Below are 18,000 nucleotides of genomic sequence, written 5' to 3'. Positions count from 1 at the left end.
CCCTGGCCTTTACCGAGGCCCATAAGGTCTGATTTCCGAAATGTGATGTTTTTTGGTCAACGCCCGTACAGGCAGACGTTCAGCAAAACAAAAAAAGCGGACAGAGAAACTCTGCCCGCTCGTGACTTACGCGGTGGCGCGTTCGTTCCAGGAATCGGAATGAATGATGTTGCCGTCTTTGTAGGTCCAGGTGATTTTTTCGTAACGCAGTTCGATCTGCTCAAGGTGGTTGTGCTTCTCGAAAGAAGGATCCTTGATGTCGTGCATCACCGGATTCACTTTCACCACTTTCACGTTTTCCAGTTTGGTGTTGAAGTACTCCACTTCCTGGCCCGCGTCGTTGATTTTGTACCACTTGAATTCCGCAGACTTGAGGGTCTGACCGGTGGTCACCGCCTTGTACAGGTACGGGCTGGACGAGTCGATTTCCTTGGTGAACAGGAACGGGGTGTGGATACGTGTACCGGTCAGCTTGCCGGTGTTGTTGTCGGTCGGGATGTACAGGTTATGCTCCTGCGCAACAACCTCAATGCTGCCTTCACGATCCTGAACGTCAACAGAACCCTTGATGTCCGCGCCGCCGTCGTCTTTCAGCCAAAGATAAACAGGAATTGCCATGAGAGTTACTCTCCATTTGATTGTGATACGTCATCATCCTGCGATGACGTCTGGGTGTGGCCCGGTATCTGACAGGCACTGGCCTGCGGTACCAGACTGATTTCGACACGGCGGTTAAGCGCACGCCCTTCCGGGGTGTCGTTGGTTGCGACAGGGCGGCTTTCGCCATAGCCCTGCACCGCAAAACAGCTTTCCGGCACGTCGCCGGTGTCACGCATCCAGTTGCGCACCGCTTCGGCACGTTTCAGGGACAGCGTCTGGTTCAGTTGCGGAGTACCGGTGTTATCGGTATGGCCGGACACGACAATCAGCCAGCCGGGCTTAGCTTTGATGCCAACCAGTGAATTCACCAGCATTTTGGTGGAACCCGCTTTCAGCACGAACTTGCCGGAATCGAACAGTGACATACTGTCGAGGCGAAGGGTTTTAGGACCCTGAATGATTTTCTTAATGACCGGCGGAGGCGGTGGTGGAGGCGCCCAGTCACTGACGGCGGCTTCAACGAGCGGAATCAGGCGCAGCCCCTGATACAACCCAAGGCGATAGCGCAGTGGCTCCCCGCGGCGCTGCCAGTCGTCCAGCAATGCGCCATCTGCTCTCAGTCGCTGTTGCGCACGCAGTTTCGGTGCCACAGGCTTTCCCGGCAGCTGGTGATACAACGCAAGGTGATCGCCCACATTACGGATGAGACGCTGGTTGTTCATCCAGGATGCCAGCATGGCAAGTGCCAGGAAAATCCCGCCCAGAAACCCGGCGTAACGCCAGAACACCATTCTGCGGCTAACGCCCCGTCGGCGCGGCAGCGCTGGCAGCAGCAGTTCAGGCAACAGTAGTGGTTCGTTGGTCACAACGGTATCTGGTGGCAGCGCCGTCACGGTAGTGATGTGCTGCTGCCAGAGATTGCCCTCGATACCGCTCACCGGAACTATGCACATACCCTGTACGCAGGGCTTCATCACAGGCAACTCTCCCCGCCGTACCGACAACAGGTCATTCAACGCGCTGTTCTGCCAGGCAAGCAGACTGTCCAGCCACAGGCCCTGACTCAGACGAGAAAGACGCCCTTCTGCCCCAGTATCTCGGGTCCATTCCGTCAGTGACATACTGCCCTGACCGGGCTGATACACATGAATACCGCCCCGCTGACTTACCGTGGTAAACCAGACAGGCTCTTCCTCTGCGCAGGCCACAGGGGGCGATACCCAGGTCACGGTCCACAGCGGTGGCAAAGTGCCAAATGCCGCGCGGCACTGGACGACAGCCCGCTGCCAGCCCCGCAGAGACTCGGTAAAATCATCACGGGAGGTGTGCTGTTCAGGCACCACCGCCAGCATTACGGAGATTTGCGACACCAGGGCTGGACGCATCAAACTCATGTGCTGCGCAAAGAGGGGAAGCTGTTCCGCATCTTTCACCCGCAGATACCAGCCCTGCCGGGTTTCCCGGTGATGGAAGCCGGACGCAAACAGCGGAGCGTTGTCGCCACAGGCGAGGATCACCGCCCCCTGAAAATCTTCCGGCGGCAGGTTTTCATCCACAATTTCACGAACAGCGGTTGCCCGCGCCTGAGAAGCTTGGCGTTGACGCCAGAGCATCAGCCCGGACACCACAACAACCAGCAGACTGAGTACTACACGGCTTCCCGTCGACAGTGCCCAGAATCCCAGAATGAGCCACAGCGCCAGTACGGCACCCAGGGCAGTTAACAGACTTCGGTACGCATCCCGCATCTCTTACCCCGGCCTGACGATCTGGCTTACCAGTTCGGTAAGCGAAGACGAAAGGAAGAACCAGAGCGCTGCCAGGGCGACAACAGCCACAGCCCAGGTCAGCCAGTACCAGCGACAACCGCTGCGCAGACGTGATACTCGGGCAACAATGGGGGCATCCTGGGCCAGCGAAAAAGCGGGCACCCGTTCTGCGAGAGCGCGAACAATATCTTCCCGACGCTCATCATCCTGAGCGCGATACTGGCCCACGAATCCCAGCTGCAGGGTCCGGTACATACAGGTCAGGACGGCGGCGTCAGGGGCAGTTTCTTTCAGCAGGCTTCGGATCCTTTCCCACAGTTCCTCACCGGCATTAAGGGTGCCAAAGAAGTGTGCCTGCAGCGGGTCACGGCGCCAGGTCAGGTAGCCATCATCGGTGGTTCCCCGATTCATCACGCTCTCATCGAGCAGTGCACACAGGGTATACACCATATGGTCACGGCTGATGTCGCTGTAACCTGCCTCCGTGAGTGCAGCTTTCACCTCCTGCACCAGACGGCAGGCCCTCCGGTATAGCCCTTCCCCATCACGGACTTCCTGACCGCCCCGTAGCTGGCTGGCCATCAGCCAGCCCGGGTAGAAGATACGTTCTAACTGGGTGAGATCGGATTTATTCATGTGCGCAGCACCGCAAAGAGTTCAAGTTTCACATCTCCCAATGAGCGCGGGGCGTAGAAGGTGCAGCTTCCCGCTTCCAGCATCGCCCGGGCCGCATCGGTACTCAGATCCAGAGAGAAGTACTGGTTCTCAAGGCGTAACGGGATAGCCGCCGGAACATGGGTCAGAGGTTTGATAACCATCCCGCTGAGAGCCACATTCACCACATCCGAAACATCATCAAAGCTGCCCGCCTTACACAACTGCGGGAATTTCGTCTGAAGTTCATGGTTCGGCATGGAGGCACGTACGGAAAGGTAAAAATCAGCCCCTTCACGCAGGCGAGCATCGTGCAGGGCGCCTTTCCAGATCTGGTCCTGATGCTCCAGGTAGATACTCACCACCCGCGACGGCAGACTCGCTTCCAGCAGTTTATCGAGCAGTGTCAGCAGCGGTGGGAATACCCGTTCCGGTGCATCATGCTGATAAGCAGGAATGTCCCCGGCGTCGTGCTCAAGCGAGAAGGTCAACAGGCTGCCAGCCAGACGTGTCAGTTCGCGGTACAGCAACTCCGGGTGCCGATCCGGTGTCTGCAGCAGTTCCGTCAGCACCGGCTCGGCGCTGTTCAGAGCATTGAGTAGCCAGAACAGGGAGACATCCGCGACTGCAAAGTCGGCCATCCTCTCATTGCTTTCACGGCGCATGGCCATGAGGCGACGGCGGCGGGCCTGTAAACGGATCAGCAGGTCACCCAGTTCGGTGGTCAGAAGCGGGCTTGCAGAAAGGGAAAGCATCGTCGGAATGAATGCAGGGTCCCGGCTCCATTGCCCTTGAGCATTACGCACCAGACGGGCCACCGGACAGGTCAGGTATGCCGTATTTTCCTGGCTGGACAAACGCAGGGTAAACGCATGACGCAGAATGGCCAACTCCCCGCTTTCATACCCGGCCAGTTCCTGCACTACCACACGCTCCGCTTTCCAGCGACGCGGACGCTCACTGTCCTGGCCGTTATCGAGGTTGCCACCACTGGCACTCAGCAGCGGTAGTGCGACAACCACATCAACAGATTCACTGCCGGCTGCAACAGACAAGTCACAGACCGGAGGAAGCGTATCTGCCAGGTCGGTATCCACAAGAGTTCCATCCTGAAAGCGTACCACCAGACGGATGGCATTCAGGCGAGAGAGCGCCAGCGCAGCGTCATCAAATTCAGCCACAACCACGCCCCAGGGATGTGAAATACCCATCCGGGCGACCATGTCGGCAACGTGCTCATTCCAGCGAACCTGCTGCTGGAACTGTTGCGGGGCCAGAGCGGCCCCATCCTCCCAAAGCGGGCGGTAAATTTTCATCCCTGATTTCCTCTCGCCTTACGATTTGGCTTTCGGCATTTGGGAAACCAGCGACAGATTGACGTCCATGCCTTCCACCTGGAAGTGCGGCACGGCGTAAAGCTTCACGCGGAAGAAGCCCGGATTGTCTTCGATGTCTTCCACTACCACTTTCGCGTCGCGCAGCGGGTGAGAAGCCTGCAACTCGTCGCCCGGATCGGTCATTTCGGTAACCAGACTGCGGACCCACGTGTTCAGCTCCAGTTCAAGCAGTCGGCGGTCCTTCGTGGTACCGATGTTCTCGCGCTGAATCAGCTTCAGGTAGTGGGCGATACGCGACAGCAGGAAGATGTACGGAAGACGGGCGTTGATGCGGCTGTTCGCCGTCGCATCAGCGGTGTCATACAGCGCCGGTTTCTGAGTGGAGTTGGCTGAGAAGAAACACGCGTAGTCGCGGTTTTTGTAGTAGGACAAAGGAATGAAGCCCAGATTCGCGAATTCGAATTCGCGGGTTTCGGGAATCATCACTTCGCTCGGGATTTTTACCTGATTGCCGGTACCGAGATCGTACAGATGAATAGGCAGGTCCTGAACCGCACCACCAGCCTGCGGGCCGCGGATTTGTACACACCAGCCATTATTGATAAAGCTGCGTACCATGTTTGACGCGAAGGCAAATGATGCATTAGTCCACAGGTATTTGTCGTGATCCGGACCTTTGACTTCTTCGACATAGTTGAAGCTGCGAACCGGAACGGTGTCCGGGCCATACGGTAAACGTCCCAATACGCGCGGCATGACCAGGCCGATGTAGCGGGCGTCGTCAGTATCGCGGAACGATTTCCACTTGATGTACTCTGCGCGGTCAAAATAGTTACCAATATCTTTAATCGCCGCGACGTCTTCCATTGACTCCTTAAGGAAGAATTTCGGGCCTGCAGAGCCGATAAACGGCATATGTGCAGCAGCGGATACTTTGGAGATGTTGCGAAGCAGAGCGACATCCTGCGCTGAAGCATCAAACTCGTAAGCGGAAATCAGTGCCGCAATCGGCTCGCCGCCTGGAGTATCATATTCATCAATGTAGGTGTGTTTATACAGACCACTCTGGATGATTTCCGGGCTGTCTTCAAAGTCCTGGCGCAGATCTTCTTTGGACATACTCAGAAGCTCAATTTTCACGTTCTGGCGAAAATCTGTTTTATCAACCAGCGATTTCACCCCACGCCACAGGCTTTCGACCGCCTGAAACTCATCGTGGTGCATAACCGCGTCCAGCTGGCGGCTGATCTGGTAATCGAGCTCCGCGATGTGATGATCGATCAGGCTTTTATCCAGTTTTTCGACCTTCGTGCCTGCTTTGGTCAGACATTCCAGAAAGACCTGCATACCTGCAGTCAGACGCTCATCAGCGGTCGCATCTGACATCGCCTGCGCATCTTGCCAGAGGTCTAACGCGCTCAACTCGGAGACAGGACTCAGATTGATTTTCTCAAACAGGGAGGCGTAAACCCCACCCGCAGCAGGACGTTCCAGCACCACGCTTTCACTCCCGGCAGTATTATTTTGTACAGACATGAGCATTCCTTGATAAATCCGTTAAAACAGCGTGATGGTTACGATTTTCTTGATGCCAGCGCGGATAGTTCATTTCGCAACTCAGCGCTAAGCGACGGGTCCAGAACGATTTTTTCCAGCTCCTTTCGGAAGGTCTGGTTATCCAACAAGTTAGCCTTCAGGTCGCGCAGCAAGTTGCGCATCGCCAGCATTGCTTTCAGCTGCGGTATCTGAGCAGCCACCTGCTCTGGCGTGAAATCTTTCATGCTCTGAAAAGTCAGCTGAATAGAGTCCTCACCACCATCCTCGGACAGCGTATTTTTAACGGTTAGATTAAGTTTTGGGGAATATTCAGAAAGAACGCTGTCGAAATTATTTTTCGTGATGTTAACCTTCTCACGCTCAGATATTTGAGCAGACTCCTGACCATTACTGAAATCACCCACAACCAGTAATTTCAACGGTAATTCCATTTTCTTACTTGCCGCGCCCGTATGCAGGTCAAGCTTCAGGTTTATACGTGCCTTAGGCACCTCATTTTGAAAACTGTCAGCCATTTCATCATCCCTCTGTGTTTTTGCTACGCCAACTTCACGGTATCGTTCTTGATGCGCAATATTAGAATAATGATCGACGTAAAATCAAATATACAGATCATTTACCCTCAATAAGAAATTTCTTAAGAATTTTCCACTAAGAAATTATTGCGAATTATCCTTTAGTCTTAGTAAAAGACACTGCCTTCTTCATGCAAAGCGAATATTTGTATCGTAAAAAGGATCACAAGCAGAGAGATGCTAATAAAACCATTTTGTTTTGATTTACATCACGGCATGATATCAAAAAAAGATGAATGAACAGCGACAGGTTATTGCGAGCAGATAAAAGACAGAGGTTAATGAATAAATACAAGCGACGAATTGATTTATGGCATGAATAATAGATAAGAATTTTCACAAAGAAAATTCTTATCTATTATTCGAAGGGAAAATAAAACGTATATTAAGGTCCGAAAATAAACACTGCTGCTCTTTTTTCGGCTCACTCCTGCTTACGCAAAGGCTTCAGTTCTCCCCTCAGGCATGAAAATCGCTCTCACTTCTTGAGCTTATACAGTGGAAAATCAAACACCTCCAGAATCGCCGCTTTTTTAATCAAAAACGAGTAATAGCACATATCGTATAACGGTGCTACATTACGCCGCCCACCCAAATCAGCAGTGGCCAGGCAACGCCGTAAAGTTCGGTAAAGCCTGCAACCATCACCTTGAAGAACGGTCTTATCGGCACGTCGTATCGCAAACTCTGCGCTACCTTTACAGGCTTCACATAGGTTCTACTATTTTGTCTCAATCCAAATTTCAACGTGCGTTTTTACACCCACGTTACTGGTTTACATGGTTTGGTCTTGGCGTGCTCTGGCTGCTGGTTCAACTTCCATACCCTGTCCTGCGCTTGCTGGGGTCAAAACTGGGCAGCGCTTCCCGCGTTTTTCTGAAACGTCGCGAATCGATCGCGCGTAAAAATATTGAGCTTTGTTTTCCGCAGTACAATGCCGAAGAGCGCGAGAAACTCATCGCGGAAAACTTCAAGTCTATCGGCATGGCGCTGCTTGAAACCGGAATGGCCTGGTTCTGGCCGGATGAGCGTGTCCGCAAATGGTTTGACGTGGAAGGACTGGATAACCTTAAACGCGCGCAGATGCAAAAACGCGGCGTGATGGTCGTCGGCGTTCACTTTATGTCGCTGGAGCTGGGCGGCCGGGTGATGGGGCTTTGTCAGCCAATGATGGCGACCTACAGACCGCACAACAGTGCGTTGATGGAGTGGGTGCAGACGCGAGGCCGCATGCGTTCCAATAAGGCGATGATCAGCCGTAATAACCTGCGCGGCATGGTCGGTGCCCTGAAGAAAGGTGAGGCCGTCTGGTTTGCGCCCGATCAGGATTATGGACGTAAAGGCAGCAGCTTTGCGCCTTTCTTTGCGGTGAAAGACGTTGCGACGACTAACGGCACCTTTGTCATTTCGCGTCTGTCTGGTGCCTCCATGCTGACCGTGACGATGGTGAGAAAAGCAGATAAGTCAGGCTATCGTCTGCACATCTCTCCTGAAATGGCTAACTATCCGGAAAACGAGTGCGAAGCCGCAGCGTTTATCAATAAAGTCATCGAAACTGAAATCATGCGCGCGCCAGAGCAGTATCTGTGGATGCACCGTCGTTTCAAAACCCGCCCTCTTGGCGAAACCTCGCTCTATATTTAGCCCTTCATGAAGGTTAGTTTCGCTAAGAAACTAACCTTTTCAATCACCTGTCCTTCCGCTGAGTAAGCGTCTTTTCAATGCATCGCCCAAAGTGAATTTATTGCGAAGCGAAATCAAACTGTCGCCGTTCCACGACACTCGTAAGTAACGGAAATTATTTAAAAAAATCCCTCTTGTCACCCCTCATTTTTAAGCGTACATTAGCGCCGTCTGGCAACAGGAAAGCACAGAATTCTGAGCTGGAGTTGACGGCGTAACGGGAAAATTCTCATTTCCGTTTTGACCGGATTTCAGTTCTCTATAATCAGGTGGACTCTGTTTTTAAATGCGTACCACAAGATACGCGGAGCGATGAAACGTGAAATATTTCTTTATGGGCATTTCGGTGATTGTTTTAGTCTGGGCCGGAACCTTTGCCCTGATGATCTAGTGAAGAACATGTTGTCAAAAAAACAGGAGCCATCGGCTCCTGTTTTTTATGTCATGACGACGCGGGGTGTTCAGCGACGCTCCTTGAGGTGAGAAGACCGTCGGCCCGGAACATGCTCTTAATGCCCCTCACCGCCTGACGAATACGGTCGCTGTTTTCAATCAGGGCAAAACGCACATGGGTGTCGCCATAATCACCAAAGCCAATGCCCGGTGACACACACACCTTCGCATCCTGCAGCAGCTTTTTAGCAAACTCCAGCGATCCCATCGCCGCATAGGGCTCCGGAATTTTCGCCCAGACGTACATGGACGCTTTCGGCATTTCCACCATCCAGCCCGCTTCATGCAACCCTTTTACCAGCACGTCTCGGCGGCGCTTATACTGGGCGGCAATCTCGTGAACGCACTGCTGGTCGCCTTCCAGGGCAGCGATAGCCGCGACCTGCAGCGGCGTGAAGGTACCGTAGTCGTGATAACTCTTAATGCGCGCCAGGGCACTCACCAGCGTTTTGTTACCCACCATAAAGCCAATACGCCAGCCCGCCATGTTGTAGCTTTTTGACAGGGTGAAGAACTCTACCGCCACATCACGCGCGCCCGGGACCTGCATAATCGACGGGGCTTTCCAGCCGTCATAGACGATGTCCGCATAGGCTAAATCGTGAACCACCAGCACGTCATAACGCTTGGCCAGGGCGACCACTTTCTCGAAGAAATCGAGTTCAACGCATTGGGCCGTTGGATTCGACGGGAAACCGAGGATCATCATCTTAGGTTTCGGATAGCTTTCACGAATCGCACGTTCCAGTTCGTTAAAGAAATCGACACCTTCCACCAGCGGCACAGAACGGACCTGCGCACCGGCAATCACCGCGCCGTAGATATGGATCGGGTAGCTTGGATTCGGCACCAGAACCGTATCGCCATGATCCAGCGTGGCCAGCATCAGGTGCGCCAGCCCCTCTTTCGAGCCGATGGTGACAATCGCTTCACTTTCAGGATCGATATCAACCTGATAGCGATCCTGATACCAGCGCGAGATCGCGCGACGTAACCTGGGAATGCCGCGAGAGGTTGAGTAGCCGTGCGTATCCGGGCGCTGGGCTACCGTGCAGAGCTTTTCAACGATATGCGGTGGCGTTGGGCCGTCAGGGTTACCCATGCTGAAATCGATAATATCTTCGCCGCGCCGACGCGCAGCCATTTTCAGTTCAGCAGTGATATTGAAAACATAAGGGGGGAGACGATCGATACGCGTAAAACGGCGTTCAGGACTGAATTCAGCCATAGATTCCTCAGATTAACGTTAGCGCCCGGACCGTCCGAGCGACGCTGCCACCGATGTGGCATGTTTAGAAAATAACCTGAAAAAAATCATGCTGTCGAGAGGGAAATGAAAAAAAAGCGCTCGACTAAAAACCGGAACCCGGCTGCGCCTAAAAGCGGAAGCCCCTGTTTCGGTATCGGCTGTCTGATAGCTGTTATTTAACAGGATGATATCAAACCAGTTACCTGATGATGCGCCGTTCAGAAAAAAACAGAACGCCTCGGTCATCGCCATATAATCCCCTTTGTAAATTATGGTTTTTCCTCATTTGATAAACCTGACGGATAGCTGGTCAATACGCGCCAGGTTTTTTATCATGGTTCTTTACCGTTTTCCCAGGTCTACTCGTGCACGAAATATTCACTATGCTGCTGGCGGTTTTTGATCGTGCGGCATTAATGCTGATTTGCCTGTTCTTCCTGATTCGCATTCGCCTGTTTCGCGAGCTGTTGCACAAATCGGCCCACTCGCCAAAAGAGCTGCTGGCCGTTACCGCCATCTTTTCGCTGTTCGCCCTGTTCAGCACCTGGTCAGGCGTGCCGGTAGAGGGTTCGCTGGTAAACGTGCGCATTATCGCCGTCATGTCCGGCGGAATTTTGTTTGGTCCGTGGGTCGGCGTCATCACCGGCCTGATTGCCGGGACGCACCGCTACCTGATTGATATCGGTGGCGTAACGGCGGTGCCGTGCTTTATCACCAGCATTATCGCCGGGGTGCTTTCCGGCTGGATCAGCCGCAAAATACCGAAAAAACAGCGCTGGCGCGCCGGGATCGTCGCAGGCATGGTGTGCGAAACGCTGACCATGATCCTGGTCGTCGTCTGGGCTCCCACCACCGCGCTGGGGCTGGATATCGTTTCGAAAATCGGTATTCCGATGATCCTGGGCAGCGTGTGCATCGGTTTTATCGTGCTGCTGGTGCAAAGCGTTGAAGGGGAAAAAGAGGCCAGTGCCGCCCGTCAGGCCAAGCTGGCGCTGGATATCGCCAACAAAACGCTGCCGCTCTTCCGCCACGTTAACGCGGAATCGTTGCGTCAGGTCTGCGAAATTATCCGCCACGACATCCACGCTGACGCCGTCGCCATCACCAATATTGATCACGTGCTGGCCTACGTTGGCGTCGGTGAGCACAACTATCGCGACAACGATGACACCATAAGCCCGACCACCAGACAGGCGATTAACTACGGTAAAATCATTATTAAAAACAATGATGAAGCCCACCGAACGCCGGAAATTCACTCGATGCTGGTCATCCCGCTGTGGGAGAAAGGCGTCGTGACGGGCACGCTGAAAATTTATTACTGCCACGCGCATCAGATCACCTCAACGCTGCAGGAGATGGCCATCGGCCTGTCGCAGATTATCTCCACCCAGCTTGAGGTTTCGCGGGCGGAACAGCTGCGCGAGATGGCAAATAAGGCAGAACTGCGCGCGCTGCAGAGTAAAATCAATCCCCATTTCCTGTTTAACGCGCTGAACGCTATCTCCTCGTCCATTCGCCTAAATCCGGACACCGCGCGCCAGCTGATTTTTAACCTGTCGCGCTATCTGCGCTACAACATCGAACTGAAAGATGACGAGCAGATCGACATCAAAAAAGAGCTTTATCAGATCAAGGACTACATCGCGATCGAGCAGGCCCGCTTTGGCGACAAGCTCACGGTCATTTACGATATTGATGAAGAGGTCAACTGCGTGATCCCAAGCCTGCTTATCCAGCCGCTGGTCGAAAACGCAATTGTTCACGGTATTCAGCCCTGTAAAGGCAAAGGCGTCGTCGCCATCAGCGTTACCGAAAGCGGCAACCGGGTGCGGATTGCCGTGCGCGATACCGGCCACGGGATTGATCCAAAAGTCATCGAGCGCGTGGAGTCTAACGAGATGCCGGGGAATAAAATCGGCCTGCTGAACGTACATCACCGGGTTAAGCTGCTTTACGGCGATGGACTGCATATTCAGCGTCTTGAGCCGGGCACCGAAATTGCTTTTTACGTCCCGAATGAGCGCTCGCGCGCGCATACGACGACATCACTATTGCCCCAGGTGGAGTAACCCATGAAAGTTATCATCGTAGAAGATGAATTCCTGGCTCAGCAGGAGCTCACCTGGCTTTTCAAAACCCACAGCCAGATGGAGATTGTGGGTACGTTTGATGATGGTCTGGACGTGCTGAAATTTTTGCAGCATAACCGGGTAGACGCCATTTTCCTGGATATCAATATCCCGTCGCTGGATGGCGTATTGCTGGCGCAAAACATCAATCAGTTTGCCCATAAGCCATTTATCGTTTTCGTTACCGCCTGGAAAGAGCACGCCGTAGAGGCCTTCGAGCTGGAGGCTTTTGACTATATTCTTAAGCCTTATCAGGAGTCGCGGATTGTCAGCATGCTGCAAAAGCTGGAGGCCGCCTGGCAGCAGCAAACCGCCCCCGCCAGCCCGACGGTACGCGAAAACGACACCATAAATCTGGTCAAAGACGAGCGCATCATCGTGACCCCGGTCAACGATATCTACTACGCCGAAGCGCACGAAAAGATGACGTTTGTCTATACCCGGCGGGAATCGTACGTGATGGCGATGAACATTACCGAATTCTGCAGCAAGCTCCCGGCTGCCCACTTTTTCCGCTGCCACCGGTCGTTTTGCGTAAATTTAAATAAGATCCGCGAGATCGAACCGTGGTTTAACAACACCTACATTTTACGTCTGAAAGATCTGGATTTTCAGGTGCCGGTAAGCCGCAGCAAGGTGAAAGAGTTCCGCCAGCTCATGCATCTGTAAAGAAAAAGCCCTCTCCTGCGGGAGAGGGCTTTGCGTCAAAGGATTTGACCGAGAACCTGACGCAGGTGAGCACCCGAGCCCAGCAGGCCTGGGTTATCATGCACGATCAGATAAACCGGAATGTCCTGCACGTAGCTTCTGAAGCGCCCTTTATCTTCAAACCCGCCGCGGAAGCCCGAGGCTTTAAAGAAGTCGAGGAAGCGCGGTACGATCCCGCCCGCGATATAGACCCCACCGAAGGTGCCCAGAGTCAGTGCCAGGTTGCCGCCGAAACGTCCCATGATCACGCAAAACAGCGACAGGGCACGACGACAGTCAATGCAGCTGTCCGCCAGCGCGCGTTCGGTGACGTCTTTCGGCTGCAGGTTTTCCGGCAGACGTCCGTCTGATTTCACAATCGCGCGGTACAGATTCACCAGCCCCGGACCTGAAAGAACGCGCTCGGCGGAGACGTGGCCGATCTCAGCACGTAACTCTTCGAGGATAATGCCCTCTTCTTCGCTGTTAGGCGCAAAGTCAACGTGGCCGCCTTCACCCGGCAGGCTTACCCAGCGCTGAGCAACATGCACAAGATGCGACACGCCGAGGCCGGTACCGGCTCCGTAAACCGCAATCGGCTTACCCTCGACCGGTTCAGCGCCGCCAAACTGGATCAGATGCTCTGGCTTCAGCATCGGGATCGCCATAGACACCGCGGTGAAGTCATTAATGATTTCAAGATGTGAAAAACCGAGGTTTTTTTTCATCTCGACGATGGAGAATGCCCAGGTATGGTTGGTCATTGCGACCCAGTCGCCGGTTATCGGGCAGGCTATCGCGATGCAGCCGTCTTCAACGCTCACCTGATGCTCGTCCAGGTAGACGCGGACAACGGCTTCAAGGCTTGGATAATCCAGCCCGGAATAGGTTTTCGCCCGGGAAATCTCACCGCTACTAACATCGCACAATGCGAGGCGCGCGTTGGTGCCGCCCACATCACCTACCAAAGCATACTTTGTCATTCTTCTACTGCTCCGCTAAAGTCAGAATAAATCTTTGGGACACTGTAAATTCAAGGCGTGATAACAACAACGGCCATAAGGTGAATGCCCATGGATTATCGATCTTCGTCACAGAATAACTTTACCGTTTCAGCACCTTTTGCACTATTGCCATAAAGCTTAATGTGCAAAGTAACGTAATGCCGTTTTGTACAAGGAAATCATCATGCTCCACCCGCGAGCCAGAACCATGCTGTTGCTGGCAATTCCGGCGCTAATTATTGGCGTGGCCTCAAGTCTGGTGCTCATTGTCGTGATGAAAGTCGCGTCGGTGCTGCAAGCCATGTTATGGACGGCGCTTCCGACAAAACTGGGGGTCAGCGCTGATTCTCCAGCCTGGATCGTTGTGATGCTGACGTTGACCGGTTTTGCGGTAGGCCTGGTGATCCGTTTCAGTCCTGGCCATGCCGGCCCCGATCCGGCGCAGGAACCGCTGATTGGCGCCCCGGTACCCCCTTCGGCACTGCCCGGGCTGCTCATTGCGTTGATTATCGGTCTGGCCGGCGGCGTCAGCCTGGGGCCTGAGCATCCAATTATGGCGGTAAATATTGGCCTGGCGGTTTTCCTCGGTTCACGCATTTTGCCCCGCGTCGGCGCGCTGGACTGGACCATCCTCGCCTCCGCAGGCACCATCGGGGCGCTTTTCGGCACGCCCGTGGCGGCGGCACTGATCTTTTCGCAGACGCTCAGCAGCAACAACGACGTCCCGCTGTGGGATAAGCTGTTTGCCCCGCTGATGGCCGCAGCCGCCGGGGCGCTCACGACCAGCCTGTTTTTCCATCCCCACTTCTCACTCTCCCTCCCCCACTACGGCCAAATGCAGATAGCGGATATTTTCAGCGGCGCCATCGTCGTCGCCATCGCCATTGCGCTGGGAATGGTGGCGGTATGGTGTCTTCCTCGCCTGCACAGGCTGATGCATAAGCTCAAACACCCGGTGTTGATTCTGGGGGCCGGCGGTTTAATTCTCGGTATTTTAGGGGTAATCGGCGGGCCGGTGACGCTGTTTAAAGGTCTGGACGAGATGCAGCAGCTGGCCTTCAGCCAGGTGTTTAGCGTCTCCGACTATCTGCTATTTGCCGTGATTAAGCTGGCCGCGCTGGTGGTGGCTGCAGCCTGCGGTTTCCGCGGTGGACGCATTTTCCCGGTGGTCTTTGTCGGCGTCGCGCTGGGGCTGATGCTGCACGAGCATGTCGATGCGGTCCCGGCGGCGATTACCGTCTCCTGCTCTATTCTGGGACTGGTTCTGGTGGTCACGCGCGACGCCTGGCTCAGCCTGTTTATGGCTGCGGTGGTGGTACCGGATTCAACGCTTTTCCCCCTGCTTTGTATCGTGATGTTGCCCGCCTGGCTCCTGCTGGCGGGCAAACCGATGATGATGGCCTGGCGAAACGACAAATAATCAGGCGCTATTGCGCGCTTCCAGCGCTTTGGTGATCGCCCCCAACAGCGGCGGGATATCCGCTTTCGGCAGCATCACCTCAATCAACGAGAGCCGCTCGTGGTGCGCCACTTTTTCAAGGACGTCCGCCAGCTGCTCCGCTTCACTGACCCGCCAGCACTGGGCCTGAGGATCAAGGCTCAGGGCCTGCGGGATTTGCGTCCAGTTCCATAGCGCAATATCGTTATATCGCTGTTCCGGCCCGTGGATCGCTCTTTCCACCGTGTACCCTTCGTTGTTAAGGACCAGAATGATGGGGTGTTGTTTATCCCGCAGCATCGAGCCAAGCTCCTGTATGGTGAGCTGCGCCGCGCCATCCCCCGTCAGCACAATCACGCGCCGGTTTGGGCAGGCGGTTTGCGCGCCAAACGCTGCGGCCAGGGTGTAGCCGATCGATCCCCACAGCGGCTGGACGATAAAATTCACATCAGCCGGAAGACGAAGGTCGATCGCGCCGAAGGCCGAGGTGCCCTGATCCGCAAGGATGATGTCTCCCGGGCGGATAAACGTCTGCAACGTTTTCCAGAAATTGTCCTGCGTCAGCGAGCCATCCGGCTGCGGATAGGCCATAGCGCTTTGAGACGACGGTGCCGGCGCATCGTGCACGTGCTGTTTACACAGCTCCACCAGCGTTTCGATTGCCTGAAGCATGGGGATGCCGGTAAACCAGACGTCACCAACGCGTGATGCATGAGGCTGAACTTCAATTGTTTGTGACGGGGTTAGCTGATGCGTGAAGCCGGCGGTCAGGGTATCGGTAAATCGCGTCCCGATGCACAGCACCGTGTCTGCCCCTTCAATCGCCTCTTTTACCGCCCCGGCGCTTGCCGAACCGCTATACGTGCCGTAAAACCCGGCGTGACGCTCGTCAAATATCCCTTTACCCATCAGCATAGTGGCGTGTGCCATCGGCACGTCCTTGACCCATTTCTGTAGGGCATGCTTCAGGCCATGGCGCAGGACAAGGAAATCGGCCAGCAGCGCCGTACGCTTGCTCATGGCCAGCCTGTTCTCAGCGGCATCCCGAAACGCTTTCAGGCAGGCGCTATCGGCATGCGCGTGCCTGAGAGTGAGAGCGTTTACAGGAGGCGTGGCGGCTTTTTTTGCCACATCCGCAGGCAGCATCAGATAGCCGGGACGACGCTCCCGGAGCATGGTAGTCAATACCCGGTCAATCTCGTAACAGGCGTTTTGTTCGGTCAGAATCGCCTGTGCAACGGTGATCGGTTCGCTCATATGGTAAAAATGACGAAACTCACCGTCGCCCAGCGTATGGTGCAGCAACTCTCCTCTTTGCTGTGACGCCGTACCCGGCGCGCCCACAATATGCAGCACCGGAACGTGCTCGGCGTAGCTGCCCGCAATGCCGTTCATGGCGCTTAACTCTCCTACACCAAATGTCGTCAGCAACGCGGCAAAACCCTTACATCGGGCGTATCCGTCCGTGGCATAAGAGGCGTTTAACTCGTTGGCACAGCCCACCCAACAGATATCCGGGCTGTCTATCACATGGTCGAGAAACTGCAGGTTATAGTCGCCCGGCACGCCAAACAGATGATCGGCTCCACAATCTGTAAGACGGTCCAGCAGGTAATCGGCGACGCAGTATGGGGTACGCATGAACAGGTATCCTTCTAATGTTGACCTCACCTTGAGTATTAAATAAGCGTGATGACTGTCCAGAATTGGCGATAAGAAGAGCATGGAAAGAATGCTTTACAAAAAAGGCTGCGCTATGCTGCTTTTTTTCGCGTTAATGTAAACGCATACACTGATTTTTTCTTCAGCGCCAGAGGTCATGAGAATGGGTTATCAGCCGGACAAAAATCGTTATCGGACAATGGAATATCGCCGCTGCGGGCAAAGCGGACTCAGGTTGCCCGCCATCTCGCTTGGGCTGTGGCATAACTTTGGCGACACCACGCTTATCGAAAACAGCCGTCAACTTTTACAGCGCGCGTTCGATCTGGGCATTACGCATTTCGACCTTGCCAACAACTATGGCCCGCCGCCGGGATCGGCCGAACGTAATTTCGGCCGTATTTTGCAGGAGGATTTCCTGCCCTGGCGAGACGAGCTGATCGTCTCTACGAAAGCAGGTTATACCATGTGGGATGGCCCTTACGGCGACTGGGGGTCACGCAAATATCTGCTGGCAAGCCTGGATCAGAGCCTGAAGCGCATGGGGCTGGAGTATGTGGATATCTTCTATCATCACCGTCCTGACCCACAAACGCCGCTGCTGGAAACCATGAAAGCGCTTGAACATGCGGTGCGCCAGGGAAAAGCCCTGTATGTCGGGTTATCCAACTACCCTGCAGAACTGGCCCGCAAGGCGATTGATATCCTTGACGATCTCGGTACGCCCTGCCTGATCCACCAGCCGAAATACTCTCTTTTTGAACGTGCGCCGGAAGAGGAACTGCTGAACGTGTTGCAGGAAAAAGGGGTCGGCTGCATTCCCTTCTCGCCGCTGGCCGGTGGACAATTGACAAACCGCTATCTGAACGGCATTCCGGCAGACTCACGCGCGGCAAGCGGCAGTCAGTTCCTGAACCCTGACCAGATCACCGAAGAGAAGCTGGAGAAGGTAAGAAAGCTGAACGCCATGGCGGAAGAGCGCGGTCAGAAGTTGTCCCAGATGGCTCTGGCCTGGGTATTACGCCATGAGAACGTGACGTCAGTGCTGATTGGAGCAAGTAAAACGGCTCAGGTTGATGACGCCGTGGGGATGCTGGAAAACCGCCATTTCTCTGCTGAAGAACTGGTCCGTATTGATACAATCCTGAACAGCTCAAAATAAAATCACTTTTAGCAAAAAGTGCTCTCATTCAGCAATTC

General features: G+C 54.4%; 17 protein-coding genes. 6 read left to right on the top strand and 11 right to left on the bottom strand.

Annotation, left to right across the window (positions count from 1 at the left end; all coding sequences use genetic code 11):
- Window positions 1-126 precede the first annotated feature (126 nt).
- The 7 genes from hcp to ACOTZC_RS11935 form a co-directional block, all read right to left on the bottom strand.
- Complete coding sequence (hcp, locus tag ACOTZC_RS11965; RefSeq protein ID WP_001007319.1) at window positions 127-618, bottom strand: type VI secretion system effector Hcp; 492 nt, start codon at window positions 616-618, stop codon at window positions 127-129.
- 5 nt (window positions 619-623) lie between these two features.
- The gene (locus ACOTZC_RS11960) at window positions 624-2,348 is read right to left on the bottom strand and encodes an OmpA family protein (protein WP_421635783.1); all 1,725 of its coding nucleotides are present in this window, start codon (window positions 2,346-2,348) and stop codon (window positions 624-626) included.
- A gap of 3 nt (window positions 2,349-2,351) precedes the next feature.
- Window positions 2,352-3,005: a type VI secretion system protein TssL, short form gene (gene tssL, locus ACOTZC_RS11955; RefSeq protein ID WP_047174213.1), complete on the bottom strand. Its 654-nt coding sequence runs from the start codon at window positions 3,003-3,005 to the stop codon at window positions 2,352-2,354.
- Window positions 3,002-4,339, bottom strand: a complete 1,338-nt coding sequence (tssK, locus tag ACOTZC_RS11950) for a type VI secretion system baseplate subunit TssK (RefSeq protein WP_047174212.1) — start codon at window positions 4,337-4,339, stop codon at window positions 3,002-3,004. The genes tssL and tssK overlap by 4 nt, the downstream gene beginning before the upstream one ends.
- Window positions 4,340-4,357: 18 nt before the next feature.
- The gene (gene tssC / locus ACOTZC_RS11945) at window positions 4,358-5,902 is read right to left on the bottom strand and encodes a type VI secretion system contractile sheath large subunit (protein ID WP_252040162.1); all 1,545 of its coding nucleotides are present in this window, start codon (window positions 5,900-5,902) and stop codon (window positions 4,358-4,360) included.
- A 32-nt stretch (window positions 5,903-5,934) separates the two neighbouring features.
- The gene (tssB, locus tag ACOTZC_RS11940) at window positions 5,935-6,432 is read right to left on the bottom strand and encodes a type VI secretion system contractile sheath small subunit (protein ID WP_421635782.1); all 498 of its coding nucleotides are present in this window, start codon (window positions 6,430-6,432) and stop codon (window positions 5,935-5,937) included.
- A gap of 633 nt (window positions 6,433-7,065) precedes the next feature.
- The gene (locus ACOTZC_RS11935) at window positions 7,066-7,203 is read right to left on the bottom strand and encodes a hypothetical protein (RefSeq protein WP_162184392.1); all 138 of its coding nucleotides are present in this window, start codon (window positions 7,201-7,203) and stop codon (window positions 7,066-7,068) included.
- A 12-nt stretch (window positions 7,204-7,215) separates the two neighbouring features.
- Between ACOTZC_RS11935 and lpxP the strand changes: the two genes are divergently transcribed.
- Both lpxP and ypdK read left to right on the top strand, forming a co-directional pair.
- A complete protein-coding gene (gene lpxP / locus ACOTZC_RS11930) occupies window positions 7,216-8,136 on the top strand; it encodes a kdo(2)-lipid IV(A) palmitoleoyltransferase (RefSeq protein WP_029741363.1) in 921 nt (306 codons plus the stop codon).
- Window positions 8,137-8,494: 358 nt separating this feature from the next.
- Entirely contained in the window at window positions 8,495-8,566 is a 72-nt protein-coding gene (ypdK, locus tag ACOTZC_RS11925) for a membrane protein YpdK (RefSeq protein ID WP_099458937.1), read from the top strand.
- A 51-nt stretch (window positions 8,567-8,617) separates the two neighbouring features.
- On the opposite strand, the gene alaC is transcribed toward ypdK, so the two are convergent.
- Together alaC and ACOTZC_RS11915 are read right to left on the bottom strand one after the other, a co-directional pair.
- On the bottom strand, window positions 8,618-9,856 hold the full coding sequence (alaC, locus tag ACOTZC_RS11920; RefSeq protein ID WP_047173928.1) for an alanine transaminase: 1,239 nt from the start codon (window positions 9,854-9,856) through the stop codon (window positions 8,618-8,620).
- 18 nt (window positions 9,857-9,874) lie between these two features.
- Entirely contained in the window at window positions 9,875-10,129 is a 255-nt protein-coding gene (locus ACOTZC_RS11915; protein ID WP_047173927.1) for a hypothetical protein, read from the bottom strand.
- Window positions 10,130-10,242: 113 nt separating this feature from the next.
- Between ACOTZC_RS11915 and ACOTZC_RS11910 the strand changes: the two genes are divergently transcribed.
- Window positions 10,243-11,949, top strand: a complete 1,707-nt coding sequence (locus tag ACOTZC_RS11910; protein WP_252040161.1) for a LytS/YhcK type 5TM receptor domain-containing protein — start codon at window positions 10,243-10,245, stop codon at window positions 11,947-11,949.
- A 3-nt stretch (window positions 11,950-11,952) separates the two neighbouring features.
- Window positions 11,953-12,678 (top strand): LytR/AlgR family response regulator transcription factor, encoded by a 726-nt coding sequence (locus ACOTZC_RS11905; RefSeq protein ID WP_421635781.1) that lies wholly within the window; start codon window positions 11,953-11,955, stop codon window positions 12,676-12,678.
- A gap of 35 nt (window positions 12,679-12,713) precedes the next feature.
- Here the strand turns inward: ACOTZC_RS11905 and glk are convergent, their stop codons facing one another.
- Entirely contained in the window at window positions 12,714-13,679 is a 966-nt protein-coding gene (glk, locus tag ACOTZC_RS11900; RefSeq protein ID WP_421635780.1) for a glucokinase, read from the bottom strand.
- Window positions 13,680-13,884: 205 nt separating this feature from the next.
- Here glk and ACOTZC_RS11895 point away from each other — a divergent pair, with 205 nt between their 5' ends.
- The gene (locus ACOTZC_RS11895; RefSeq protein ID WP_248161728.1) at window positions 13,885-15,120 is read left to right on the top strand and encodes an ion channel protein; all 1,236 of its coding nucleotides are present in this window, start codon (window positions 13,885-13,887) and stop codon (window positions 15,118-15,120) included.
- Here ACOTZC_RS11895 and ipdC read toward each other — a convergent pair whose 3' ends face one another.
- The gene (ipdC, locus tag ACOTZC_RS11890) at window positions 15,121-16,779 is read right to left on the bottom strand and encodes an indolepyruvate decarboxylase (RefSeq protein ID WP_421635779.1); all 1,659 of its coding nucleotides are present in this window, start codon (window positions 16,777-16,779) and stop codon (window positions 15,121-15,123) included.
- A gap of 184 nt (window positions 16,780-16,963) precedes the next feature.
- Here ipdC and mgrA point away from each other — a divergent pair, with 184 nt between their 5' ends.
- Window positions 16,964-17,962, top strand: a complete 999-nt coding sequence (gene mgrA / locus ACOTZC_RS11885) for an L-glyceraldehyde 3-phosphate reductase (RefSeq protein ID WP_045402614.1) — start codon at window positions 16,964-16,966, stop codon at window positions 17,960-17,962.
- The last annotated feature ends 38 nt before the right edge of the window (window positions 17,963-18,000 follow it).

This window comes from Enterobacter cloacae complex sp. SHL009 (assembly GCF_049237205.1).
Classification (GTDB): domain Bacteria; phylum Pseudomonadota; class Gammaproteobacteria; order Enterobacterales; family Enterobacteriaceae; genus Enterobacter; species Enterobacter cloacae_M.
Note: the sequence above shows the minus strand (reverse complement) of the source record. Positions and strands in the feature narration are given on the sequence as shown.